The sequence below is a fragment of the Streptomyces sp. NPDC047072 genome, assembly GCF_040643855.1.
Taxonomy (GTDB): Bacteria; Actinomycetota; Actinomycetes; order Streptomycetales; family Streptomycetaceae; genus Streptomyces.
This window is the reverse complement of sequence record NZ_JBEYVC010000174.1, coordinates 1-22,218: the sequence shown is the minus strand read 5'-3', so window position 1 is coordinate 22,218 and position 22,218 is coordinate 1. Positions and strand designations below refer to the sequence as shown.

Here is a 22,218-nt window from a genome sequence, read left to right as displayed (position 1 = left end):
GGCGGCGCTGATCGGCGAGCGCGAGGCGCATCTGCGCAGGCATCCCGGGGACGCCGGGTCGTGGGCGGTGCTCGGGACGGCGTACGTGGAGCAGGGGCGGCGGACGGCGGACACCGCGTTCTATCCGAAGGCCGACACAGCGTTGCGTACGGCGCTCAAGGTGCGGAGGAACGATGTGCGGGCGCTCGACGGGCTGGCCGTGCTCGCCAACGCCCGCCGGGACTTCCGGGCCGCCAAGGGCTGGGGCGAGGCCGCGCGGAAGCGGGCGCCGAAGCGGTGGTCGACGTATCCGGCGCTGATCGACGCGTACACCGGGCTCGGTGACTACAAGGCGGCCGGGGCCGCCCTGGACCGGCTCCTGGAACTGCGCTCCGGCCCGGCGGTGAAGGCGCGGGCGGCGGCCGTCTACCGGGACCGCGGCTGGCGCGAGGACGCGGCGGCCCAGCTCTCCGACGCGGCGGCGAGCGCCTCGGCACCGGCCGAGCGGGCCGACTGCCTGGAGCGGCTGGGGCAACTGGCCTTTGAGCGGGGTGATCTGGAGGAGGCGCTGCGGCACTTCCAGGAGGCGCTCAGGACCGACCCCGACCAGCGGGCCGCGCAGGCCGGTCAGGGACGGACACTGGCCGCGCTGGGCCGGACGACGGAGGCGCTACGGGCCTACCGGGCGGCCCTGGCCCGGCAGCCGCTGCCCCAATACGCCCTGGAGCTGGGTGAGTTGTACGAGTCGCTGGGGCTCGGCCAGGCGGCCCACGTGCAGTACGACCTACTGCGCGAGCGGGTCCAGCGGGCCGCGGCCGGCGGGGCCGACGAGGCGCTGCTGCTCGGGCAGTTCGAGGCAGACCACGGGCAACCGGCTCTCGCCGTACGGCTGTTGCGGGCCGAGTGGCGGCGGCAGCCGGGGATCGCGGTGGCCGACGCGCTGGGCTGGGCGCTGCACCGGGCGGGGGCCGACGAGGAGGCGCTGCGGTACGCCCGGATCGCGACCGACAGCACGAAGGGGGGCGGGGTGCGCAGCGCGCCGTACGCCTTCCATCGGGGCATGATCGAGCGGGAGTTGGGGCGGGACGCCTCCGCGCGTCGGCATCTGGAGGAGGCGCTGCGGATCAACCCGTACTTCTCGCCGCTGCGGGTGCGGGAGGCCCGGCGGGCACTCGCGGAGCTGGGTGAGCCGTCGGTGACGGACGTGCCGTGGAAGGACGGCAGGCGCTGATCCCGGCCTACGACTTCTTCTTCGCGGCCAGCGGCTTGTAGTAGACGGAGATCCGGCGCGAGCCCACCGCGCCGGAGGCCAGTCCCATGCACAGCCAGGGCTTGGCGCCGCCGCGCACGGCCACGCCCTCGGGTTCGCGGTAGTCGAGGGAGAACCCGGCCTGGGTGCGCATCCGTTGGACCAGCTTGCCGGTGTGGATGTCGACGCAGGACAGATAGGCGTTGCCGCGCTTGGCCGGCGGGTTGTCGATGTCGTCGTAGGCGGAGCCGGCGAGTTGGTAGACGTGGTCGCCGTGGAGGGCGTAGCCCTGGAAGGGGACCTCGGGGTCGGGGTGCGGGGCGGGCATGGCGCAGTCGGTGAGGTGGTCGCCGTAGTTCCCCGCGAGGAAGGTGTCGAGGTCCCAGACGCGGTAGCGGGGCTCGCCGTCCATGCGGTGGCGGACGGCTATGCGCTTCGACGTCATGCACACGGACGGCTGATTGCTGGTGGAGCCGGGTATCGGCTTGAGGACGGTGACGTCCTTGACGGTGAGGGTGGTCCCGGCCTTGAACCCGAAGTGGGTGACGCCCGTGCCGTAGCCGCCCCTGGCGTCGGTCTCGGTCCAGATCCGGACGGTGCCGTCGTCGGCGTTCTGCACGCCCATGCTCACGCCGTGCCCGAAGCCGCGCAGCATCATGTGGCCGAGGAGCTTGCCCTCGTAGGTCAGCCGGCTCAGGCACAGATCGCCCTTCTCACCGCCGTGCGGGGTGACTTGAAGGACGTAGAGGTGCTGGTGCACCTCGTCGAAGGCGAACGACTGGTGGACCGTGGGCACGCCCAGCGGGCCTTTCTTCCACAACCAGCGAACGGCCGGTGCCGACAGGTCGAAGGGCGTGGCCACGGTTCTCCCCGAGTTCATCCGAAGGGAGCTAGAGGTTACCCCTCCGCTCCTGCTCCCTCTCGATGGCCTCGAACAGTGCCTTGAAGTTGCCCTTGCCGAAGCCCATCGAGCCGTGGCGCTCGATGAGTTCGAAGAAGACGGTCGGCTTGTCCTGGACCGGCTTGGTGAAGATCTGGAGGAGGTAGCCGTCCTCGTCGCGGTCGGCGAGGATCTTCAACTCCCGCAGGGTGTCGAGCGGGACGCGGGTGTCGCCGACCCACTCGCCGAGGGTGTCGTAGTAGGAGTCGGGGGTGTCGAGGAACTGAACTCCCGCCGCCCGCATGGTCCTTACGGTCCGCACGATGTCGTTGGTGTTGAGCGCGATGTGCTGGACGCCCGCACCGCCGTAGAACTCCAGGTACTCGTCGATCTGCGACTTCTTCCTGGCGATCGCGGGCTCGTTGATCGGGAACTTCACCTTGAGCGTGCCGTCGGCGACGACCTTCGACATCAGCGCGCTGTACTCGGTGGCGATGTCGTCGCCCACGAACTCCTTCATGTTCGTGAAGCCCATGACCTTGTTGTAGAAGCCGACCCACTCGTTCATCCGGCCGAGTTCGACGTTGCCGACGCAGTGGTCGATGGCCTGGAAGGTGCGGTGGGCGGGCGGCGCGACGATCGGGGCGGCCGCGGCGAAGCCGGGCAGATAGGGGCCGTCGTAGCCGGTGCGCTCGACCAGGGTGTGCCGGGTCTCGCCGTAGGTGGCGATCGCGGCGAGGACGACCGTGCCGTGCTCGTCCTTCGTCTCGTACGGCTCGGTGACGCTTCGCGCGCCGTGCTCCAGCGCGTAGGCGTAGGCGCGGCGGGCGTCCGGGACCTCGATCGCGAGGTCGACCACGCCGTCGCCGTGCTCGGCGACATGCCGGGCGAGGAAGTGGCCCCAGGAGCTCACGGCCTTGATGACGGAGGTGAACACGAACCGCGCCGAGCCGTTGGTGAGCACGTACGACGCGGTCTCGCGGCTGCCGTTCTCCGGTCCGGAGTAGGCGGCCAGCGTCATGCCGAAGGCGGTCGAGTAGTAGTGGGCGGCCTGCTTGGCGTTGCCCACGGCGAAGACGACCGCGTCCATTCCCTTGACCGGGAAGGGGTCGGCCTGCCGGGCGGTGTCGGGAGTGTGGTGTGTGGTCTGCGTCATAGCGGCAGCCTGGTCCTCCTGCGGCAAGGTGCGCAATAGTTGCCGTAATCGCTGGACAATCTGTTCAGCGCTACGGCCGTATCGGCGGCCTTTCTGTACAGGATGACCATCGCTTCGGGAGGCCGGTGTGGGGATCGACGAGCTGGACGGACGGATCATCGTGCTCCTCGCGCGGGAGCCGCGGATCGGGGTGCTGGAGATGTCCCGGCGACTGGGGGTGGCCCGCGGGACCGTGCAGGCGCGGCTGGACCGGCTTCAGTCGAACGGAGTCATCCGCGGATTCGGTCCCGAGGTCGATCCGGCGGCGCTCGGCTACCCGGTGACCGCGTTCGCCACGCTGCAGATCCGGCAGGGCCAAGGGCCGGACGTACGGGCGCACTTGGCGACCGTGCCGGAGGTCCTGGAGCTGCACACCACGACCGGCAGCGGGGACATGCTGTGCCGGCTGGTGGCCCGCTCCAACGCCGATCTCCAACGTGTGATCGACCGCGTTGTCGGTTTCGATGGGATCGTCCGGGCCGCCACCGCGATCGTGATGGAGAACCCGGTCCCGCTGCGGATCATCCCGTTGGTGGAACAGGCCAGTGCGAGCGAGTGACCGATCTGTGGGGTGAGCCGGTGTGACCTTCTGGGAGTACCTCGGCAACCGCCACGAGCAGCTGCTCGCCGACGCCTACCAGCACGCCAGCGCCGTCTTCCAGTGCATGGTCGTGGCGACGGCGATCGGGGTCCTGATCGCGGTCGTCACCTACCGCAGCGAGTGGGCGGGCAACCTTGCCACCACGGCCACCTCGACGATCCTGACCATCCCCTCGCTCGCCATGATCGGTCTGCTCGTCCCGGTCGTGGGCCTGGGCGTGCCGCCCACGGTGATCGCGCTGACGCTGTACGGACTGCTGCCGATCGTGCGGAACGCGATCGTGGGCCTGCGCGGGGTCGACCCCTCGCTGGTGGACGCGGCCAAGGGCATCGGGATGTCCCGGGTCATGCGGCTGGTGCGGGTCGAGCTGCCGCTGGCCTGGCCGCCGATCCTGACCGGGATCCGGGTCTCCACGCAGATGCTGATGGGCATCGCGGCGATCGCCGCCTACGCCTCCGGGCCCGGCCTCGGCAACGAGATCTTCCGCGGGATCGCCTCCCTGGGCAGCAAGAACGCGCTCAACCAGGTGCTCGCGGGCACGCTCGGGATCGTCGTCCTCGCCCTGCTGTTCGACGCCGCGTACGTCCTGATCGGACGGCTGACGATTCCGAGGGGGATCCGTGTCTGACGCCTCCGGCGCCTCCGGTGCGTCCATCGAGCTGGAGAACCTGACCAAGCGGTACCCCGGCAATCCGCACCCCGCCGTCGACGGCGTGACCATGGAGATCAAGGCGGGCGAGATCGTCATCTTCGTCGGGCCGTCCGGCTGCGGTAAGTCCACGACCCTCAAGATGATCAACCGGCTGATCGAGCCGACGGGCGGCCGGATCCGCATCGGCGGCGAGGACGTCACCGACATCGACCCGGTCAAACTGCGCCGCAAGGTGGGGTACGCGATCCAGTCGGCCGGTCTCTTCCCGCATATGACGGTCGCTCAGAACATCGCGCTGGTACCGAAGATGATCGGCTGGGGCAAGGGACGGATCCGCGACCGGGTGGAGGAGCTGCTCGACCTCGTCGGCCTCGACCCGGGCGAGTTCCACGGCCGCTATCCCCGCCAGCTCTCCGGCGGCCAGCAGCAACGCGTGGGCGTGGCCCGGGCGTTGGCCGCCGATCCGCCCGTCCTGCTGATGGACGAGCCGTTCGGCGCGGTCGACCCGATCACCCGCGACCATCTCCAGGACGAACTCATCCGGCTCCAGCACGAGTTGCACAAGACGATCGTCTTCGTCACGCACGACTTCGACGAGGCGATCAAGCTGGGCGACCGGATCGCGGTGCTGCGGGAGCGCTCGCACATCGCGCAGTTCGACACCCCCGAGGCGATCCTGACCAACCCGGCGGACGACTTCGTCTCCGGGTTCGTGGGGGCGGGGGCGGCGCTGAAGCGGCTCAACCTGACCCGGGTGCGGGACGTGGAGATCACCGACTATCCGACGGTCACCATCGACGACCCGCTCCAGCAGATCTTCAACAAGCTCCGGGACAGCGGCACCAACGAGATCCTGCTGCTCGACAAGCGCGGCCGCCCCTACAAGTGGCTGCGGCGCGGCGACCTGATGCGCGCCAAGGGCTCGCTGGCGCGGGCCGGGACGCTGGTCAACGACACGGTGACCCGGGACGCGACCCTGCGGGACGCGCTGGAGGCGGTGCTGACGGACAACGCGGGCCGGGTCGCGGTGACCGGGCGGCGCGGGGAGTACACGGGGGTCGTCGACATGGAGACGCTGATGAACTCCGTGCACGAGCTGCTGGAGGCCGACCGGCTGGAGGCGGTGGAGCACCAGCACGAGCTGGAGGAGACCCGGGCGGCCCGGACGCACGCGGAGCAGGAGGGGGCGTGACCACGACTCCCGAGCTGGAAGTCCCCGCACCGGAGCGGCCGACGACCGCGAAGCCGCGTGTCACCTGGCAGCAGCTGACCTTCCTGCCCGTCTTCCTGATCGCGGTGCTGCTGGCGACCTGGCTGTGGTTCCGGCAGGCCGACCTGGACTCGATCTCGGAGAACGCGCTCTCCAACGGGCAGGTGTCCAAGGCGCTTTGGCAGCACGTGAAGCTGACGGTGTACTCGACGTTCTTCGTGCTGGTCACCGCGATCCCGCTGGGCGTCCTGCTGACCCGGAAGGCCTTCCGGAAGGCGACCCCCGTGGCCATGGCGATCGCCAACACGGGACAGGCGACCCCGGCGATCGGCCTGTTGGCCCTCCTGGTGATCTGGCTCGGCACCGGCATGAAGGCGGCCCTGATCGGCATCGTCCTCTACGCCGTCCTCCCGGTCCTCTCCAACACGATGGCGGGTCTCAGGGCGAACGACCCGACACTCCTGGAGGCGGCCCGCGGCATCGGCATGTCCCCGCTGGGCGTACTGGCCCGGGTGGAGCTGCCGTTGGCCGTCCCGCTGATCCTCGCGGGCGTCCGCACCGCCCTGGTCCTCAACGTCGGTACGGCGACGCTCGCGACCTTCGGCGGCGGAGGCGGGCTCGGTGTGCTGATCACCACCGGGATCACCAACCAGCGGATGCCGGTGCTGATGCTGGGCTCGATCCTCACGGTGTCCTTGGCCCTGCTGGTCGACTGGCTGGCCTCCCTCGCCGAACTCCTGCTGCGGCCAAGGGGACTGGAGGCGGGCTCGTGAAGCGCGGGTGTCTGCTGACGGCCGGGGTGCTGGTGCTGGCCTCCGCGTGCGGACTGACCAGCGGTTCGCCGATGGTCGACGACGTGGAGCCGGGGACGATCGGGCGTGGGAAACCACTCGACGGGGCCGAACTCACCGTCACCTCCAAGGAGTTCACCGAGCAGCTGATCCTCGGCGCGATCATGGGCATCGCCTTCGAGGCGGCGGGCGCGGACGTGCTCGACCGCACCGGGATCCAGGGCTCCATCGGGGCACGGGAGGCGGTCAAGTCCGGTGACGCGGACGGGATGTACGAGTACACGGGCACGGCCTGGATCACGTACCAGGGCAACAGCGAGCCGATCGCCGATCCGCAGGCGCAGTGGGAGGCGGTGCGGAAGGCGGACCTGCGCAACGGGCTGACATGGCTGCCGAAGGCCGCGCTGAACAACACGTACGCGCTGGCCATGAACCAGGCCCACTACAAGAAGTACGGCACGAGGACGCTCTCCGAGGTGGCCGCGCTCGCGGCGAAGGATCCCGGCGCAGTGTCGGTGTGCGTGGAGAGCGAGTTCGCCAACCGGGCGGACGGGCTGCCGGGCATGGAGAAGGCGTACGGCATGAGCCTGCCCGCGCGGAACATCACGCAGATGGACACCGGGATCATCTACACCCAGGTGGCGAAGGGGAGTTGCGTCTACGGGGAGGTCTTCACGACCGACGGGCGCATCAAGTCCATGAACCTCGCGGTGATGCGGGACGACCGGAAGTTCTTCCCCAACTACAACGTGGCCCCGGAGATCAACTCCAAGTCCCTGAAGAAGTGGCCGGCCATCGCGGAGGTCCTGGCCCCGGTCACGAAGAAGCTGACGAACACGGTGGCCCGGACCCTGAACGCGAAGGTGGACGTCGCCGGGGAGGATCCGCATCAGGTCGCGCTGGACTGGATGAAGGACGAGGGGTTCGTGAAGTAGGGAGTCGGGGTTCCGCGACTTACAAAGAACCCGTTGCAAATAGAGCTTTGCATAGATACCTTTGTACGCATGGCAGAACGGTTCGACGTACGGAAACTCGACGCGCGGTCCCTGCGCGGACTCGCCCATCCCCTGCGGCTGGAAATGCTCAACTCGCTGCGTCGGCAGGGCCCCGCCACCGCGTCGATGCTCGCCGAGCGGCTGGGCGAGTCGAGTGGCTCGACCAGCTACCACCTGCGCCAGCTCGCCGAGCACGGCTTCATCGAGGACGCCCCGGAGCACGGCAAGGGACGGGAGCGATGGTGGCGGGCTGTCGACAAGGGTGTCGCAATGGACAAGGAGCTGCTCCAGAGCCCGGATCCGGCGGTGCGCGGCGCGGCCGACCTGCTGCTGCACGAGCTCGTGAACCAGCGCAACCGCGAGCTGGCCACCTGGCTGTCCACTCGCGACCAGTGGTCCCCCAGCTGGACCGACGATGCGACGGACCTGAGCGACTGGACCCTGCGTCTGACCCCCGAGCAGTCACGCGAACTCATCGGCAGGTTGCACGAGTTGGTCAACAGCTACCGCGCGGCCGAGCCCCCCGAGGACACCCCGGAAGCCGAGCAGGTCCGCCTGCACACGCACGTGTTCCCCATCAAGTCGGACAGGAAGAGGCCCTGATGTACGCCCCCGAGACCCACCTAGCCCTGCACCACGCCCGCGCCGCCGACCTCCGCGCCGAAGCCGACGCGTGCCGGCTCGCCGCGCAGGCCAAGCGGCCGTACGAGATCCGTACCCGACTCGGCTGGACCCTCGTCGAGTTGGGGCTGCGGCTCGCCGCGACCCCGCGTCCCGTGACCGCCTAACAAGCGGGAACGGTTCCCTTCCCCGTCTCCAGTGAAGTCAGCGCCCCCACCGCCCCCTTGAGCGTGGTCACGGGGATCAGCCGCAGCCCCTTGGGGAGTTCGGCCTTCGCGTCGGCGCACTCCGCCTTCGGGACGAGGAAGACCGTCGCCCCGTCCCGCCGCGCGGCCTGCGTCTTGAGCGCGACCCCTCCGACCGCCCCGACCGTGCCGTCCGCGTCGATCGTGCCGGTCCCGGCGATCGTGCGGCCGCCGGTCAGATCCCCGCCGTTCCCGTCGCCGTTCAGCTTGTCGATGATCCCGAGGGTGAAGAGCAGCCCCGCGCTCGGCCCGCCGACGTCCGCGAGCTTCAGCGTGACCTTGACCTTGCCGGCGCTCAGCCCCAGGTACTTCAGCGCCGCCTGGGTCGCCGCGTCCTGGGAGTCCTGCATCTGCTCGGTGTTGTGCTCCTCGATCTCCTTGACGCTCTGCCCGCTCGGGTAGACCGCGTCGCGGGGCATGACCGCCCGGTCGGTGCGGAACCAGCTGTCGAGGACGTCACCGAGCGAGACATGGGTGTCCGGCCCGGTCGCCTCGATGGTCGTCATCCGCAACTGCCCGCTCGTCGTGCGGGACTCGGCGCCGGAGACGGTGATCACCGCCGCGCCCTTGTTCTTGCCGAGGACGTCCGCCGTCATCCCGGGCTGCGCCAGCGCGAACGGCAGCGGCGCGAAGAGGGCCGTGGCGATCAGTGCGACGACCGGGACGGCACAGACGGCGACGGCCCGGGGGCGCGTGAGACGAGAGAGCACGGGATCAATCTAACGCGACGCCCACTTCCGGCCACGGGCCGGTCAGCCCCGGTATGGGCCCGGCCGGCTGTCGGACGTGCCGGGTGTGTCCGAAGCGCGCACATGCTGGGTCAGGAAGAACGCCGCCCGGGCGAGTGCCTGGTCGGCCTCGTCGAGGACTCCGGTGAAGGCCTGGAAGACGTGCGGGACGTCGGCGGTGACGTCGAGGATGACGTCCACCCCGGCCGCCCTCGCCCGCGCGGCCAGGCGCGTGGAGTCGTCCAGGAGGACCTCGTTGGTGCCGACCTGGAGCAGCATCGGCGGGAAGCCGGTCAGGTCGGCGAGCAGAGCGGGGCTGATCAGTTCCTGATGGGGGTCCTGGCCCGCGAGGTACATCGCCCCCGTGCGCTCCAGGCCCTCGCGCGTCAGCAACGGGTCGGCCGCGGCCCTGGTGTCCATGCTCTCGCCGGTCCGGGTGCCGTCGAGGCCCGGGGAGAAGGCCACGATCGCCGCGGGCAACGGCAGTCCCGCCGCACGGGCCGCGAGACAGGTCGTGACGGTGAGGCCGCCCCCGGCGGAGTCCCCGGCGAACGCGATGGCCGCGGGGTCCTCACCGGCGTCGAGCAGCGCGCGGTACGCGGCGAGCGCGTCCTCGATCGCGGCCGGGAACGGGTGCTCGGGGGCCAGCCGGTAGTCCAGGGAGTAGGCCCTGAAGCCGGTGCCGGTCACCAGGTTGCCGGTCAGCGACAGCGCGGTCTCGGGTGAGCCGAAGACGAAGGAGCCGCCGTGGAAGTACAGGATCGTCCCGGCGCGCGGGCGGTCGACCGGTTCGACCAGCAGGGCGGGGCGGGGGCCGAGCGTCGCCGGGGCGGTGCGGATCCCTTCCGGGACGATCATCGTGGCCATCATCGCCGCGAAGCCCGACCGGATCTCCTCGACGGACGCGGGGTCGGGGTTTTGTGGCCGCGGTGCGCGCAGCATCGCGTCGATCTTGGCTCGCTGTTCCCTGCTCATCGTCGTTCCTCCCTTAAGTGGATGCCGGTACAGTATATGCCGTGGCATATAAAACGACGTCCGGCCCCCGGGACTTCTTCGCCGACCTGGTCCGCTGCGAGACACGGCTGTACAACGCGCTGAACGACCGACTGCGCGAGCGGCACGGGATCGTGACCTCGCAGTACGAGTTCCTGCACTACCTGCGTGCGCATCCCGGGTCCCGGGTGGCCGACCTCGCCACCGAGTTCGCGGTCGGGATCGGGGCGACCAGCAAGGGGATCGACCGCCTGGAACGGCAGGGGTGGGTGGCCCGCCGACCGAACCCGGCCGACCGCCGTTCGTCCCTGCTGGCGCTGACCGAGGAGGGCACACGGCTGACCGACGCGGCGGAACACACCTTCACGGAGCGCGTGACAGAACTGGTCGAGGGCGCACTCGACCCGTCAGAGGTGTCAGCGGCCGTCCAGGCTCTCGCGCTGTTGCGTGCCGCGCTGGAGAGGGACGGGGTGGGGATGCCGACGGGATGACCGGAGGGTGTGCGGGTGCGGGTGCGTGCGCGTGCGCGTATACGGGTGCACGGTCCGGGGGGGCGTACGGAGGGAGTTTCCGTCCCCTCGGGCTTCACTCCCGCGGGCGCTCCCCCGGGGCTTCGCCGCCCCCGGGCTTCGCGCCTCTCGGCCTTCACTCCCGCGGGTTTGGTGCCCCCGCTCGACCGCTCCGCCCTCCGTCCCGCGTCCCCCGCCCTTCGCCACGAACCGCCGACCACCCACCCGTCACCGTGAACCGTCGGCCGACCCACGTCAGCGCAGCGCCTCCGCGACCTCGCGTGCCGCGTCCACCACTCGCGGTCCCACCCGCTCCGGTACCGCGTCGGCCAGCATCACGACGCCGACGCTGCCCTCGACCCCGGTCACCCCGAGCAGCGGCGCGGCCGCCCCGCTCGCGCCCGCCTCCAGCTCGCCCTGGGTCAGCATGTAGCCCGGCTCACCGAGCCCCTGCCGGCGGGCCGCGAGAATCGCCCGGCCCGCGGCGCCCCGGTCGAGCGGGTGCCGGAACCCGGCCCGGTACGCCACGTGGTAGTCCGTCCACGACGGCTCGACGACGGCGACGGCCAGCGCCTCCGTCCCGTCCACCAGCGTGAGATGGGCCGTCGCCCCTATGTCCTCGGCGAGCGACCGCAGGGCCGGCAGCGCGGCTTCCCGCACCAGCGGATGCACCTGGCGCCCCAGCCTCAGCACACCGAGGCCCACCCGGGCACGTCCGCCCAGGTCACGTCGTACAAGAGCATGCTGTTCGAGGGTGGCGAGCAACCGGTACACCACGGTCCGGTTCACGCCCAGTTTGTTGGAAAGCTCGGTGACGGTCAGCCCGTGGTCCGTATCGGCCAGCAGCTTGAGGACACGCAGTCCCCGGTCGAGCGTCTGAGAGGTCTCCGCGGTCACGACGCCCACTCCTCCAAGTGGTGAGGTCGGCGTCCTCCGAGCGGCGGTGCGTCACCGAGTCCCGTCGGCGACGCGCAACAGAGGCCGCCGATCGGCCGGCGGCCCGGCCTGTACCGGACCGCGTCGCTTCACGGCTGCGCTCCGCGGCGGCGCTGCCACGGGGCGTGTGCGTAGCGGGACAGTAGCGAAGGGGGTTCGCTGAGCGGAAGTCTCAGTCCAGAATCCGGGCACTGACCGGTACGGACCACCGCGTTTTGGCCTGTTTTATGGGGTTGTCGGCTGTCGAACGACTGTCGGGGACCCGGTCACTTCATCCGGGTCGCCCACTCCTGCACCTTGGCGATCCGCTGCCGCAGCTGTCCCGCCGTCGCCTCCGCGCTCGGCGGCCCCCCGCACGTCCGCCGCAGCTCGGTGTGGATCACCCCGTGCGGCTTGCCGCTCTGGTGGACGTACGCGCTGACCATGGTGTTGAGCTGCTTGCGCAGCTCCATCATCTCCTTGTGCGAGACGACGGGCCGCCGCTCCGCGGGCAGTTCGAGGAGGTCCGCCTCGCTGTCCGGCTTCTTGCGGCTGTGGGCGATCTGCCGGGCCTGCCGCTTCTGGAGCAGCAGCTGCACCTGGTCGGGCTCAAGGAGGCCCGGGATCCCGAGGTAGTCCTGCTCCTCCTCGCTCCCGGGGTGCGCCTGCATACCGAACTCGGCACCGTCGTAGAGCACCCGGTCGAAGACCGCGTCGGACTCCAGCGCCTCGAAGGAGAACTCCTCCTGCTCGCCGGTGTCCTCGTCCTCCTGCTTGTTCGCCTCCTCCATCTCCTTCTCGGACTCGGCGTACGGGTCCTCCTCGCCCTCCTTCTTCGGCTTGTCGAGGGCGTGGTCCCGCTCCACCTCCATCTCGTTGGCGAAGGTGAGCAGGTCGGGGACGGTGGGGAGGAAGACGGAAGCGGTCTCGCCACGCCTGCGCGACCGTACGAAACGCCCGACGGCCTGGGCGAAGAAGAGGGGCGTGGAGATGGTGGTGGCGTACACACCGACGGCCAGCCGCGGGACGTCGACGCCCTCCGACACCATGCGTACGGCGACCATCCACCGGTCGTTGCTCGCGCTGAAGTCGTCGATGCGCTTGGACGCGGCGGCTTCGTCGGAGAGCACGAGGGTCGCCTTGTTGCCGGTGATCTCGCGGATCAGCTTGGCGTAGGCACGGGCGGAGTCCTGGTCGGAGGCGATAACGAGGGCACCGGCGTCCGGGATGGCCTTCCGGACCTCCGTCAGCCGCTGGTCGGCGGCGCGCAGCACGCTCGGCATCCACTCACCGCGCGGATCGAGCGCCGTACGCCAGGCCTGGCTGATCGCGTCCTTGGTCATGGGCTCACCGAGCCGGGCGGCGATCTCGTCACCGGCCTTGGTCCGCCAGCGCATGTTGCCGCTGTAGGAGAGGAAGATGACCGGCCTCACCACATGGTCGGCGAGGGCGTTCCCGTAGCCGTAGGTGTAATCGGCGGCCGACCTGCGAATCCCGGCGTTGTCCTCCTCGTACGTGACGAAGGGGATGGGGTTGGTGTCGGACCGGAAGGGCGTACCGGTGAGCGCGAGCCGCCGGGTGGCGGGCTCGAAGGCCTCCAGACAGGCCTCGCCCCAGGACTTGCTGTCACCCGCGTGATGGATCTCATCGAGAATGACGAGGGTCTTGCGCTGCTCGACGCGGTTGCGGTGCAGCATGGGCCGTACGCCGACACCGGCATACGTCACGGCGACCCCGTGGTAGTCCTTGCCGAGCGGCCCCGCGCTGTACTCGGGATCCAGCTTGATCCCTATGCGCGCCGCCGCCTCGGCCCACTGCTTTTTGAGGTGCTCGGTCGGCGCGACGACGGTCACCTGCTGCACGACGTGGTGGTGCAGCAGCCACGACGCGAGCGTGAGGGCGAAGGTCGTCTTACCGGCCCCCGGGGTCGCGACGGCCAGGAAGTCACGCGGCTGCTCCTGGACGTACTTCTCCATCGCCCCCTGCTGCCAGGCGCGCAGCCGGCTGGCGGTACCCCAGGGGGCCCGGCCGGGGAAGGCGGGAGAGAGGTGGTGGGAGGAGGTGGCGGCGGTGGTAGTCACGGTCTCCGCAAGGGTCGCTCGGCTACGTATGACAACCGGGCCACCTTACCGGCGCGCGGGACGCGTCAACGCGCGGACAAGCCCGGGTCGCCCCCGGGTGGGACCGAGGTCACAACCGCCGCAGACGTCCCGCGATCACCTCGATGTCCCTCACGCTCCCGGCCGCCACATCGATGACCAGCTCATACGCGCTCTCCTGATCGCACCCGCCGAGGTCGACCCCGTTGACCCCGAGGAAGGTCACGGCGGCCAGCCAGGCGGTGCGCTTGTTGCCGTCGACGAGGGGGTGGTTGGTGGCGAGGGCGTGCAGCAGCGCGGCGGCCTGCTCGTACAGATCGCCGTATGCCTCCGCCCCGAACATCCGTGCCCGCGGCCGCCGTACGGCCGACTCGAACAGCCCGACGTCCCGCGCCTCGGGGGCCCGCCCGCCGAAGGCGATCCTGGCGACCTGCTCGACCTCCGCGACGGTGAGATACCTGGTCATTCGCCGAGCCTCCGCAGCAGATCGGCATGCGCGTCGGCGAGCGGCCCTGCGGTCCCCAGCACCGCGTCCGCCTCCCGCGCCAGATGCTGTCGTACGGCGTCCAGGGCGATGTCCTCCGGGCTGCGACCGGTGGCATCGGCGAGGTCGTCGAGCTGCTGCCGGAGATCGGGCGGGAGGGTGAGGGTCAGCTGGTGCATGGGGGTGAGGGTAGGGGGTGTCAGGAGGGCCGGCGAGGGGATTACGGCGCGGGGGATCGGATCCGTTCGGGTACGTGGGTCAGCCTCTGCTCACCGCCGGGCCTGGGACTCGGTGTGCCTCCGCTCTACCTGCGAGCGGCTTCCTGTGTGCCCCCTCACCGCTCCCGCAGCCGGGTCGTCACCCATGCTCCGACCAGGGCCACCGCCGCCATCGGCAGGAACACCACTGCGAAGGCCGCCGGATGGGCGCCGGAGGCGTGCGTGGCGGTGTGGCTCACCGTGCCGCCGCCGAGGGCGGCGAAGGCCGCGCCGCCCGCCGCGAGGAGGAGCGCGTTGGAGAGGCCGTCGGAGATCTGGAGCGCGGCGGAGTTCGCGCCGGCCTCCTCGGGCGCGGACAGCTTCAGCAGCAGCACGCTCGTGGAGGAGATCACCAGGCCCATCCCGAAGCACCCGAACGCCCAGGCCACGGCCACGGTCCAGACCGGCACGGAGTCGATGAGCACACTCGGCGCGGCGACGATCGCCCCGGCTACCAGCAGCATCCCGACCGTCATCAGCCGTTCCCGGTACGGCTCCACCCGCGGCCGCGACTGCACCCACGACCCCAGCGCCCACGTCCCCCCGCCCGCCGCGAGCGAGAACCCGGCGAGCGTCGGCGACAGCCCCCGCTGCGTGACCAGCATCAACGGAACGAACGACTCCGCCGCGATGAACGACCCCGCGGCGACCCCGCGCAACAGAACGACGGAGGGCAGCCCTCGCGCGGCCCGATACGTCCCCCGCGGCAACAGCCCCAGCACGGCCGGCACGAGCAGCGCGGCCCCGATGACGCCGGGGAGCAGGGAGAACGGACGGAGGTCCTGGGCGGCGTACTGGAGAAGGGCGGCCCCGAGGGAGATACCGAGGGCGAGCCGGATACGGCGGCGGTCGAAGGAGGGGGTGGGGGTGGAGGTGGGACGGGTGAAGTCGTCGGAACCGCCGGCCTCTTCGGTACCGCCAAACTTCTCGGAGCCGTCGGTCCCGTCAGAGCCGCCGGCCCCCTTGCGGTTGTCCGAGCCACCGGAACCGTCGAAGCTGTCCGAGCCGTCGGACGCGATGTGGCCCGAGCCCCCGACCGGCCCTCCTGCCCTCCTCCGTATCTGCGGCAGCGCGAGCGCCAGCGGAAAGACGACCAGCACCGGTATCCCCACGAACACCCAGCGCCAGCCGAGGTGTTCGGTCACCGCGCCGGACGCCAGCGGCCCCACGATCGACGGCACCACCCACCCCGCCGCGAACGCCGCCATGATCGCCGGCCGGAGCCGCTCCGGATAGGCCCGCCCCACGACGACGTACAGCGCGACGATGACCAGCCCGCCCCCGAACCCCTGCACGGCCCGCCCCAGGATGAACACCCACATCCCCGTCGCGGTCCCGGCGAGCAGCAGCCCCGCCGCGAAGGAGGCGATCCCGGTGGTGAGCGCACCGAGCGGCCCCCGCCGGTCCGACCACTGCCCGCTGAGCACCATCCCGAGCAGGCTGGTGGTGAAGTACCCGGAGAACGCGAACCCGTACAGCGCGATCCCGTCCAGCTCCCGCGCGGCAACCGGCATCGCCGTCCCCACAGCCGTCGCCTCGAAGGCGATGAGCAGCACGACGGACACGATCCCCACGCTCAGGGCGCGATACGACCGCCCCAGCACCCCCTCCTCCACGCCACCGGCGGACAAGACCTCGGAGTCATCGGCGACACCAACGCCACGGGGTTCCAGAGCAGCCATGCCCGCCAGAGTAAGCCCCACAACCCGGCTTGACCCCTGTCAAAAGCCGCCCACACTCTCCGACCTTGGGCGTAGGCCCAACGCCCCATCACCCGCCCCGACCCCCGTTTCATGAACGCAGTATGGCAGTCACATTGCAGCCCCCGAAGAACCCTTGAGCCCCTCCCCCACCGCCCCCTACGGTCAACCCATCAACACACACGGCCGTGTGCCCGAGTGGTTTAGGGACTCGCCTGCAAAGCGAGTTACGTGGGTTCGATTCCCGCCACGGCCTCCAGGTTTGGGCAGGGCGTCTCTCCTTGGGGAGGGGCGCCCTTTTCGTCATGCGCCCGCAGGGGATTGCAGGAGCCGTGGGGAGGCCTCGAAGCCGTGGCGGAGGTAGGCCGGTATCGCTCGGGGGGAGCTGTGGACCGTCACGCGTTCCACGCCCAGGGCGCGGGCCATTGAGACCGTTTCGTCTATGAGGCGGCCGCCCAGACCGCTGTCGCGTTCCTCCGGGACCACGTACACGCACTGGAGGTCGGCCGAGGTGCGGTGCACGGCGCGGGGGCTGGGGACGCGGGGGAGGATCGCCAGCCAGGTCATGCCGATGATCGTCGTGTCCCGGACCAGGACCGTGCAGAGGTGAGAGGCGGCGTGCTCCTTGGCCCAGGCCAGGAAATGGCGTACGAACTCCTCCTGGTCGACCACCGGCGGGCGGTCGGTGTTCTCCGTCCCCCAGCGCCAGCGCAGGGCCGCCACCGCGGGCAGATCCTCGTCGGTGGCCTTGCGGACCGTGATGCCTTGCATCCGTCAGAGCACTCCGTTCGCCTCGTCCTGGAACCGCTGGGTCCAGTAGTGCCAGTCCGCGTCCGTCGTGGTGCCTGTGGGGTCGATCGTGGAGAGGGCCCGGATCATCGTCTTGGCGACCTGGGCGTAGTGGCGCGGGGCCGGGCCCCACGCCAGGGAGTCGTCCATCGCGCGTTCGCGGTGCAGGAGCCAGAGGGTGAAGGCGAGCGTGGAGATGTCCGTGTTCAGGGGGTGGAGGGTCGCGTCGCGCTCGGTCCAGTTGAGGACCGCGCCCGTCTCGCCGTCGACCAGGAGGGTGTCCGAGCCCGCCAGGTGGCCCAGGACGATCAACCGGTCCGCGCGGGGCGGCAGCACGGCGCTCTCGTCGTCGGCGTAGATCTCCGCGAGCGTCGGCAGCGGCGCGTCCGGGTCGGTCTGGAAGAGGTGGCCGTCCTCGGGCAGGCCCGTCTCGCTCAGGAAGCGGCGGGTCGGGCCGTGGGTGAGCGTCGCGGGGAAGTCGATGTCCTCGAAGCGCACGACGCTGCCCCGGCCGAACTCCTGGTCCAGGAGGCGCGGCGGGAGGTCCAGCGCGAGGCCGGACCCGGTGCCGGGACCCGCCACCAGGGCCAGCGGGCGGATCAGGGCCGCGATCTTCCAGAACGCCGGCACCTCGCCGCCCATGCCCTCCTCGAACACCGTGAGCAGCTGACGCGTCGCCTCCTCCACGACCGTGGGGCCGAAGCGGCCGGCGTAGGAGGCGAACTGGCCGCGGACCTCGGTCAGTTCGTCGGTGGCCGTGGCGAAGCGGACCAGGGTCGGCAGGGACGGGGCCAGCGGGGTGCGGCCCATCAGGTCGGGGCGGTCGTGCAGGAAGGACGTCGTCGAGACCTCGCCCGTGGCGCCGTCGAGCAGGACCGACTCCGTCTCCGCGCCGCGCAGGTCGGTGAGGCCGCCTATCACCAGCTGGTCGCGCAGCTCGTCGCTGAGCCGTCCCTCCGGGTCGCCGGTCGAGTCGGCCACCGTCCGCAGGCCCTCGCGGCGCAGCTCCTCGAAGGTGAACAGGTCGCTGTCGGCGGGCAGTCCGGGGCCGCGCAGCCAGCGGCGCGTGGTCGCGTGCGTGAGCGTCGGGTGCAGTTCGTCCTCGGTCAGTGTGATCGCCGCTGCGACGGCATCGATCGTCCTCATGGCTCCCCCGTGTGCTTCTCGCGCAGACCCCGTGGCGGGGCGGCACGCCGGGGACCCGTCGGGCCGCGGCGCTCTTCCCCACTGCTCGAAACACTACGCGCCACCACTGACAACGCCCCCGCATCAAGGAGACGTCAGAGCACCCTCGCGCGTTCCCGTCCCGCGAGAATCGCCTCCACCGTCTGCGCGGGGGTCAGACCGGAGGTGTCCAGCCACAGTCCGATGCGCGGGGTCGCCGTCCGCAGCGCCTCGTCCAGCGCGGACACGGTCCATGACAACCCGTACCCCGTCTTCGAACGGCCCGCCTCCCGGGCGGCGACCGCCGAAGCGTCCGGTGCCAGGACCACGACGTACAGCGGCCGGGTCCGCACCAGCCCGACGTACGCCGGCAACTCCTCCCCCAGCACCACGTCCTGGACGACCGCCGTGAACCCGGCCTCCGCGTACGCGTACGCCGCGGCCGCCGACAGGCGGTACCGCAGCCGGAGTTGGGACAGCGCCTCGCCCTCGGCGCCGGGCGCGTACTCCTCGCGCCCGGACACGATCATCCGGCGGAACACGTCCCCGCGGACATACGCCGCCCTCGGCAACCGCTCCGCCAGCGCCTGCGCGACAGTCGACTTCCCGGCCGCCATGACCCCGGTGAGGAGGACCACACCCTCCATCAAAGGGCCTTCAGGGCCCCGTCACGACCGCCGCCTGCGGCCGGATCGGCAGCCGGTTCACCGGACGTCCCGTCGCGGCCCGTACGGCGGAGGCGATCGCCGCCGGTGAGGTCACCACCGGCACCGCGCTCGCCGCCTTCGCCCCGAACGGCGCGACCACGTCCCGCTCCTCGACGAGCTTGACGATGTGGATGTCCGGCGCGTCCAGGGCCGTCGGCAGCGCGTAGCCCGTGAGGTCGGGGTGGCGGATGACCCCGCGCGCGCTGCGCAGGTTCTCCGTGAGCGCTATCCCCACGCCCTGCGTCACGCCCGCCTCGATACGGGCCTCCAGCTGGGCGGGGTTGAGGATCCGGCCGACGTCCTGGGCGAGCGCCAGCTCGACCACCCGCACCGAGCCCAGCTCGATGTCGACGTCCACGACCGCGCGGATCGCGCAGAAGGCCATGCCCACGAAGGCGTCGCCCTGGCCGTCCTCGCCCAGCGGCTCCGTGGGGTGCGGGCGGCACTGCGCGGTGGCCCACAGCTCCTTGCCGTCCATGGCCTCGGTGACGGTCGTCGACAGGACGCCGTCGTACGAGGTGATCTTGCCGTCGGTGATCTGGAGCAGCTCGGTGGACATGCCGAACTTGTGCGCCAGGGGCTGCAGGAGCTGCGTACGGACCATCTTCGCGGCCCGTTCGACGGCGCCGCCGGACACCCAGGTGTGGCGGCCCCGGCAGCCCGGTCCGGCCGGGGGCTGGTCGGTGTCGACGGGGGCCACATGGACCTCGTCGACGCCCAGGGTCTCCTGGACGATCTGCCGGGCCAGCGTGGTGAAGCCCTGGCCGGTCTCGACGGCCGCGCAGAGCACGGTCGCCACGCCGTCCTGGACGCGTACGGTCGCCGTGGAGACCTCGTCCGCGCCCTCCGCGCCGAGCATGTGCACCATGCCGAGGCCGTAGCCGACGCCCCGGCGCACCGCGCCCGGTTCGCCCGCGCCCTCGGGGCCGCCCGGGAGCAGCCACTCGTCCTCGGGGGTGTCCTTGGGCAGCGCCGGGAGCGGGTAGTCCCGTACGGCCTGGAGCAGTTCGGCGACCGGTGCCGGGCAGGTCACGGTCTGGCCGGTCGGCAGGACGTCCCCGGTCGCGAGCACGTTCTTCAGCCGCAGCTCGGCCGGGTCGACGCCGAGCTTCTTGGCGAGCTTGTCCATCTGCGCCTCGTAGGCGGCGCACACCTGCATGGCGCCCTCGCCGCGCACATGGCCCGACGGCGGGTTGTTGGTGCGTACGGCCCAGCCCTCGATGAAGGCGTTCGGGACGACGTACGGCCCGCAGGCGAAGCCGACGGCGGCGGCCAGCGCCTCCGAGGAGGTGTCGGCATAGGCGCCCGAGTCGAGCAGGATCTGCGCCTCGACCTTGACGAGCCTGCCCTCGGCGTCGGCGTGGTGGCGGTAGCGCAGGAGGGTCGGGTGGCGGTGCGCGTGGCCCAGGAAGGACTCCTCGCGCGTGGCCGTGAGTTTCACCGGGCACTGCGTCTTGAGCGCGAGCAGGCCGAGCGGGAGCTGGAAGCCCTGGTCCTCGCGGTCGGCGGTGGCGCCGGGGACGCCGGTGACGACGACCTTGACGCGCTCGGGCTCCAGGCCGTAGCAGGCGGCGGCGGTGTCGCGGTCGGTGTGCGGGTCGGTGGAGGCCAGGTACAGCTCCACACCGCCGTCCGGGCGGGGCACGGCGAGGCCGGCCTCGGCGCCGATGGGCGCGGGGTCCTGGCGGCCGATGCGGTAGAGGCCCTCGACGACGATCTCGCCGGCCGCGTCCGGGTCGCCGTGCTTGAGCGGGATGTGCCGGACCAGGTTGCCGTCGGGGTGCAGGGGCTCGGCCTCGAACGCCTGTTCAGGGTCGGTGACCGGGTCGAGCACCTCGTACTCGACGATGACGGCGGCGGCGGCCATCCGCGCGGTGTCGGGGTGGTCGGCGGCGACGGCGGCGATGGGCTCGCCGTGGTGGCGTACGACCTCGGAGGCGAAGACCGGCCGGTCGGCCTTGCCGCGGCCGTGCAGCGCGACCCCGGGCACGTCCTCGTGGGTGACGACCGCGCGGACTCCGGGCATCTCGCGCGCGTGGGACGTGTCGATGGACACGATGCGCGCGTGCGCGTGCGGGGAGCGCAGGACGGCGGCCCACAGCAGGCCCTCGGCCCACAGGTCGGCCGCGTACGGGAAGGTGCCCTCGGTCTTGGCGCGCGCGTCGGCGGCCGGGAGGGAGACGCCGAGGCCGTGCGGGATCGGCTCGGGGGCGGGGGCTGCCTCCGCGGCGGTGGTCGCGGTGGCGGCTTCGTTGCTCACGCCTGGCCTCCGTCCTGTCCCTGTCCGTACGCCTGCTCATGGGCGCCCTGGGACCCCGGGGCCGCGAACGCCGACGGGTTGACGCCGCCGGCCCCGGGGCCCGCCTGGTGCGGAATACGTGCCTCGTCGCCGTCCGTCTCAGCGTCGGCCGCGGCGTGCGCCTCGCGCTCGGCGACGACCTCCTTGACGGCCTCGACGACGCCCCGGTAGCCGGAGCAGCGGCAGAGGTTGCCGCACAGCGCCTGGCGGGTCTCCAGCTCGGTCGGGGCGGGGTTGCCCTCCAGCAGGTCGTGCACGGTCATCGCCATGCCGGGCACGCAGAAGCCGCACTGCACGGCCCCGCAGCGGGCGAGGGCGCGCTGCACGTCGGAGGGGTGGCCGTCCTCGGCGAGGCCCTCGACGGTGCGGACCTCGCTGCCGGCGGCGGTCACGGCGGGCGACAGGCAGGAGGCGACGAGCCGTCCGTCCACCTGGACGTTGCAGGCACCGCACTCGCCCTGCGAGCAGCCGTCCTTGGCGCCCGCGAGCCCGAGCCGCTCGCGCAGCACATAGAGCAGCGACTCGCCGATCCAGGCGTCGGTGACGGGGCGGTCGACGCCGTTGACGCGCAACACGTAGGAGGCGAGGGGGTGTTCCTCGCCGGGGAGCGCGGAGGTCGCGGGGCTCTCGTCGGAGTCGGCGCCCTGCTCGTCCAAAGCCTGCTCGTCCAGAGCCCGCTCGTCCGAAGCACGCCCATCCGGGGCCTGCTCGTCGGCCGCCTCGACCCCGACTTCCGCGTCGTCACCGTCCGCGGTGAGCTCGGCGCGCGCCCCGGCGGCCCGCTCCGCCTCGGCGGCCCGTTCGGCGGCCTCTACGGCTCCCTGGGCCTCCTCGGCGGCCTCAAGGGCCTCGGAGTCCACCGACGCCTCGTCCGCGCCGGGAGCGGGCCGTGAGGGGGCCGCGGAGGGGCGGCCCCCGAAGAACCCGGAGGTGTCCTGTGCTCGCGCGGCGCCGTCGGGCTGCCCGGAGTCGTGAGCCGACGGGCCCGGACCGGGGCGCTCCGGCGCGTCGGCCACCGCGTGGCCGCCGTCGAACGCGGCCGACGGCACGCGCGCGTGCGGCTCCTCGGCCGCCCACCCGGCGGCCGCGCGGGTCCGGTTCCGCGATCGCGTCGCCGTTGAGGAAGACACCGACGGCGTGGGAGTCGGGCCGCCGC

The 22,218-nt window shown here is 71.6% G+C and carries 23 protein-coding genes and 1 tRNA gene; 10 read left to right on the top strand and 14 right to left on the bottom strand.

What is annotated here, in order from left to right; genetic code table 11:
• Positions 1-1,210, top strand: a 1,210-nt coding sequence (locus ABZ896_RS43110) for a tetratricopeptide repeat protein (RefSeq protein ID WP_360941450.1), incomplete at its 5' end; no start/stop codon positions are given.
• A 7-nt stretch (positions 1,211-1,217) separates the two neighbouring features.
• Here ABZ896_RS43110 and ABZ896_RS43105 read toward each other — a convergent pair.
• Both ABZ896_RS43105 and hppD read right to left on the bottom strand, forming a co-directional pair.
• Complete coding sequence (locus tag ABZ896_RS43105; RefSeq protein ID WP_360941447.1) at positions 1,218-2,090, bottom strand: Teichoic acid biosynthesis protein C (Precursor); 873 nt, start codon at positions 2,088-2,090, stop codon at positions 1,218-1,220.
• Between the two features lie 28 nt (positions 2,091-2,118).
• Entirely contained in the window at positions 2,119-3,264 is a 1,146-nt protein-coding gene (gene hppD, locus ABZ896_RS43100; RefSeq protein ID WP_360941444.1) for a 4-hydroxyphenylpyruvate dioxygenase, read from the bottom strand.
• Between the two features lie 127 nt (positions 3,265-3,391).
• On the opposite strand from hppD, the gene ABZ896_RS43095 reads away from it, so the two are divergent.
• From ABZ896_RS43095 to ABZ896_RS43065, 7 genes are all read left to right on the top strand, one after another.
• Positions 3,392-3,862 (top strand): Lrp/AsnC family transcriptional regulator, encoded by a 471-nt coding sequence (locus ABZ896_RS43095; protein WP_360941441.1) that lies wholly within the window; start codon positions 3,392-3,394, stop codon positions 3,860-3,862.
• Between the two features lie 22 nt (positions 3,863-3,884).
• The gene (locus tag ABZ896_RS43090; protein ID WP_360941438.1) at positions 3,885-4,532 is read left to right on the top strand and encodes an ABC transporter permease; all 648 of its coding nucleotides are present in this window, start codon (positions 3,885-3,887) and stop codon (positions 4,530-4,532) included.
• Positions 4,525-5,748 carry a betaine/proline/choline family ABC transporter ATP-binding protein gene (locus tag ABZ896_RS43085; protein ID WP_360941435.1) on the top strand — a complete coding sequence of 408 codons (1,224 nt, stop codon included), beginning with the start codon at positions 4,525-4,527 and terminating at the stop codon, positions 5,746-5,748. Before ABZ896_RS43090 ends, ABZ896_RS43085 begins: the two co-directional genes overlap by 8 nt.
• A complete protein-coding gene (locus ABZ896_RS43080; protein ID WP_360941432.1) occupies positions 5,745-6,539 on the top strand; it encodes an ABC transporter permease in 795 nt (264 codons plus the stop codon). The genes ABZ896_RS43085 and ABZ896_RS43080 overlap by 4 nt, the downstream gene beginning before the upstream one ends.
• The gene (locus ABZ896_RS43075; RefSeq protein WP_360941429.1) at positions 6,536-7,492 is read left to right on the top strand and encodes a glycine betaine ABC transporter substrate-binding protein; all 957 of its coding nucleotides are present in this window, start codon (positions 6,536-6,538) and stop codon (positions 7,490-7,492) included. Before ABZ896_RS43080 ends, ABZ896_RS43075 begins: the two co-directional genes overlap by 4 nt.
• A 69-nt stretch (positions 7,493-7,561) precedes the next feature.
• Positions 7,562-8,155, top strand: coding sequence for a helix-turn-helix domain-containing protein (locus ABZ896_RS43070; RefSeq protein ID WP_360941426.1), 594 nt, complete (start codon positions 7,562-7,564; stop codon positions 8,153-8,155).
• Positions 8,155-8,340, top strand: coding sequence for a hypothetical protein (locus ABZ896_RS43065; RefSeq protein ID WP_360941423.1), 186 nt, complete (start codon positions 8,155-8,157; stop codon positions 8,338-8,340). The genes ABZ896_RS43070 and ABZ896_RS43065 overlap by 1 nt, the downstream gene beginning before the upstream one ends.
• Here the strand turns inward: ABZ896_RS43065 and ABZ896_RS43060 are convergent.
• Both ABZ896_RS43060 and ABZ896_RS43055 read right to left on the bottom strand, forming a co-directional pair.
• Entirely contained in the window at positions 8,337-9,128 is a 792-nt protein-coding gene (locus ABZ896_RS43060) for a S16 family serine protease (RefSeq protein ID WP_360941420.1), read from the bottom strand. The two genes, ABZ896_RS43065 and ABZ896_RS43060, sit on opposite strands and share 4 nt — an antisense overlap.
• 42 nt (positions 9,129-9,170) lie before the next feature.
• The gene (locus ABZ896_RS43055) at positions 9,171-10,121 is read right to left on the bottom strand and encodes an alpha/beta hydrolase (RefSeq protein WP_360941417.1); all 951 of its coding nucleotides are present in this window, start codon (positions 10,119-10,121) and stop codon (positions 9,171-9,173) included.
• 41 nt (positions 10,122-10,162) lie between these two features.
• Between ABZ896_RS43055 and ABZ896_RS43050 the strand changes: the two genes are divergently transcribed.
• Positions 10,163-10,630 (top strand): MarR family transcriptional regulator, encoded by a 468-nt coding sequence (locus ABZ896_RS43050; protein ID WP_360941414.1) that lies wholly within the window; start codon positions 10,163-10,165, stop codon positions 10,628-10,630.
• 273 nt (positions 10,631-10,903) lie between these two features.
• Here ABZ896_RS43050 and ABZ896_RS43045 read toward each other — a convergent pair whose 3' ends face one another.
• The 5 genes from ABZ896_RS43045 to ABZ896_RS43025 all read right to left on the bottom strand — a co-directional run bounded on the left by ABZ896_RS43045 (position 10,904) and on the right by ABZ896_RS43025 (position 16,085).
• On the bottom strand, positions 10,904-11,545 hold the full coding sequence (locus ABZ896_RS43045; RefSeq protein WP_360941411.1) for a helix-turn-helix domain-containing protein: 642 nt from the start codon (positions 11,543-11,545) through the stop codon (positions 10,904-10,906).
• 305 nt (positions 11,546-11,850) lie between these two features.
• On the bottom strand, positions 11,851-13,644 hold the full coding sequence (locus tag ABZ896_RS43040) for a DEAD/DEAH box helicase (RefSeq protein WP_360941408.1): 1,794 nt from the start codon (positions 13,642-13,644) through the stop codon (positions 11,851-11,853).
• 109 nt (positions 13,645-13,753) lie between these two features.
• On the bottom strand, positions 13,754-14,128 hold the full coding sequence (locus ABZ896_RS43035) for a type II toxin-antitoxin system death-on-curing family toxin (RefSeq protein ID WP_360941405.1): 375 nt from the start codon (positions 14,126-14,128) through the stop codon (positions 13,754-13,756).
• Complete coding sequence (locus tag ABZ896_RS43030; RefSeq protein WP_360941402.1) at positions 14,125-14,325, bottom strand: hypothetical protein; 201 nt, start codon at positions 14,323-14,325, stop codon at positions 14,125-14,127. The genes ABZ896_RS43035 and ABZ896_RS43030 overlap by 4 nt, the downstream gene beginning before the upstream one ends.
• Before the next feature lie 155 nt (positions 14,326-14,480).
• Entirely contained in the window at positions 14,481-16,085 is a 1,605-nt protein-coding gene (locus tag ABZ896_RS43025; RefSeq protein WP_360941399.1) for an MFS transporter, read from the bottom strand.
• A gap of 202 nt (positions 16,086-16,287) precedes the next feature.
• Between ABZ896_RS43025 and ABZ896_RS43020 the strand changes: the two genes are divergently transcribed.
• A tRNA-Cys gene (locus tag ABZ896_RS43020) sits at positions 16,288-16,362 on the top strand.
• Positions 16,363-16,406: 44 nt separating this feature from the next.
• Here ABZ896_RS43020 and ABZ896_RS43015 read toward each other — a convergent pair.
• The 5 genes from ABZ896_RS43015 to ABZ896_RS42995 all read right to left on the bottom strand — a co-directional run.
• Positions 16,407-16,874 (bottom strand): GNAT family N-acetyltransferase, encoded by a 468-nt coding sequence (locus ABZ896_RS43015; RefSeq protein WP_360941396.1) that lies wholly within the window; start codon positions 16,872-16,874, stop codon positions 16,407-16,409.
• 3 nt (positions 16,875-16,877) lie between these two features.
• Positions 16,878-18,038 carry an SUKH-4 family immunity protein gene (locus tag ABZ896_RS43010; RefSeq protein WP_360941393.1) on the bottom strand — a complete coding sequence of 387 codons (1,161 nt, stop codon included), beginning with the start codon at positions 18,036-18,038 and terminating at the stop codon, positions 16,878-16,880.
• Positions 18,039-18,172: 134 nt separating this feature from the next.
• Entirely contained in the window at positions 18,173-18,703 is a 531-nt protein-coding gene (locus ABZ896_RS43005; protein WP_360941390.1) for an AAA family ATPase, read from the bottom strand.
• A gap of 10 nt (positions 18,704-18,713) precedes the next feature.
• Positions 18,714-21,023 (bottom strand): molybdopterin cofactor-binding domain-containing protein, encoded by a 2,310-nt coding sequence (locus tag ABZ896_RS43000; protein WP_360941387.1) that lies wholly within the window; start codon positions 21,021-21,023, stop codon positions 18,714-18,716.
• Positions 21,020-22,218 (bottom strand): (2Fe-2S)-binding protein (locus tag ABZ896_RS42995; RefSeq protein ID WP_360941384.1); only part of this gene is annotated, 1,199 nt, incomplete at its 5' end. The genes ABZ896_RS43000 and ABZ896_RS42995, both read right to left, overlap by 4 nt.

Bases quoted from the DNA above. Each gene is read 5' to 3' on its own strand.
- hppD (WP_360941444.1), bottom strand. From the start codon at position 3,264: ATGACGCAGACCACACACCACACTCCCGACACCGCCCGGCAGGCCGAC.
- ABZ896_RS43070 (WP_360941426.1), top strand. From the start codon at position 7,562: ATGGCAGAACGGTTCGACGTACGGAAACTCGACGCGCGGTCCCTGCGC.
- ABZ896_RS43065 (WP_360941423.1), top strand. From the start codon at position 8,155: ATGTACGCCCCCGAGACCCACCTAGCCCTGCACCACGCCCGCGCCGCC.
- ABZ896_RS43055 (WP_360941417.1), bottom strand. From the start codon at position 10,121: ATGAGCAGGGAACAGCGAGCCAAGATCGACGCGATGCTGCGCGCACCG.
- ABZ896_RS43035 (WP_360941405.1), bottom strand. From the start codon at position 14,128: ATGACCAGGTATCTCACCGTCGCGGAGGTCGAGCAGGTCGCCAGGATC.
- ABZ896_RS43030 (WP_360941402.1), bottom strand. From the start codon at position 14,325: ATGCACCAGCTGACCCTCACCCTCCCGCCCGATCTCCGGCAGCAGCTC.
- ABZ896_RS43025 (WP_360941399.1), bottom strand. From the start codon at position 16,085: ATGGCTGCTCTGGAACCCCGTGGCGTTGGTGTCGCCGATGACTCCGAG.
- ABZ896_RS43015 (WP_360941396.1), bottom strand. From the start codon at position 16,874: ATGCAAGGCATCACGGTCCGCAAGGCCACCGACGAGGATCTGCCCGCG.
- ABZ896_RS43010 (WP_360941393.1), bottom strand. From the start codon at position 18,038: ATGAGGACGATCGATGCCGTCGCAGCGGCGATCACACTGACCGAGGAC.
- ABZ896_RS43005 (WP_360941390.1), bottom strand. From the start codon at position 18,703: ATGGAGGGTGTGGTCCTCCTCACCGGGGTCATGGCGGCCGGGAAGTCG.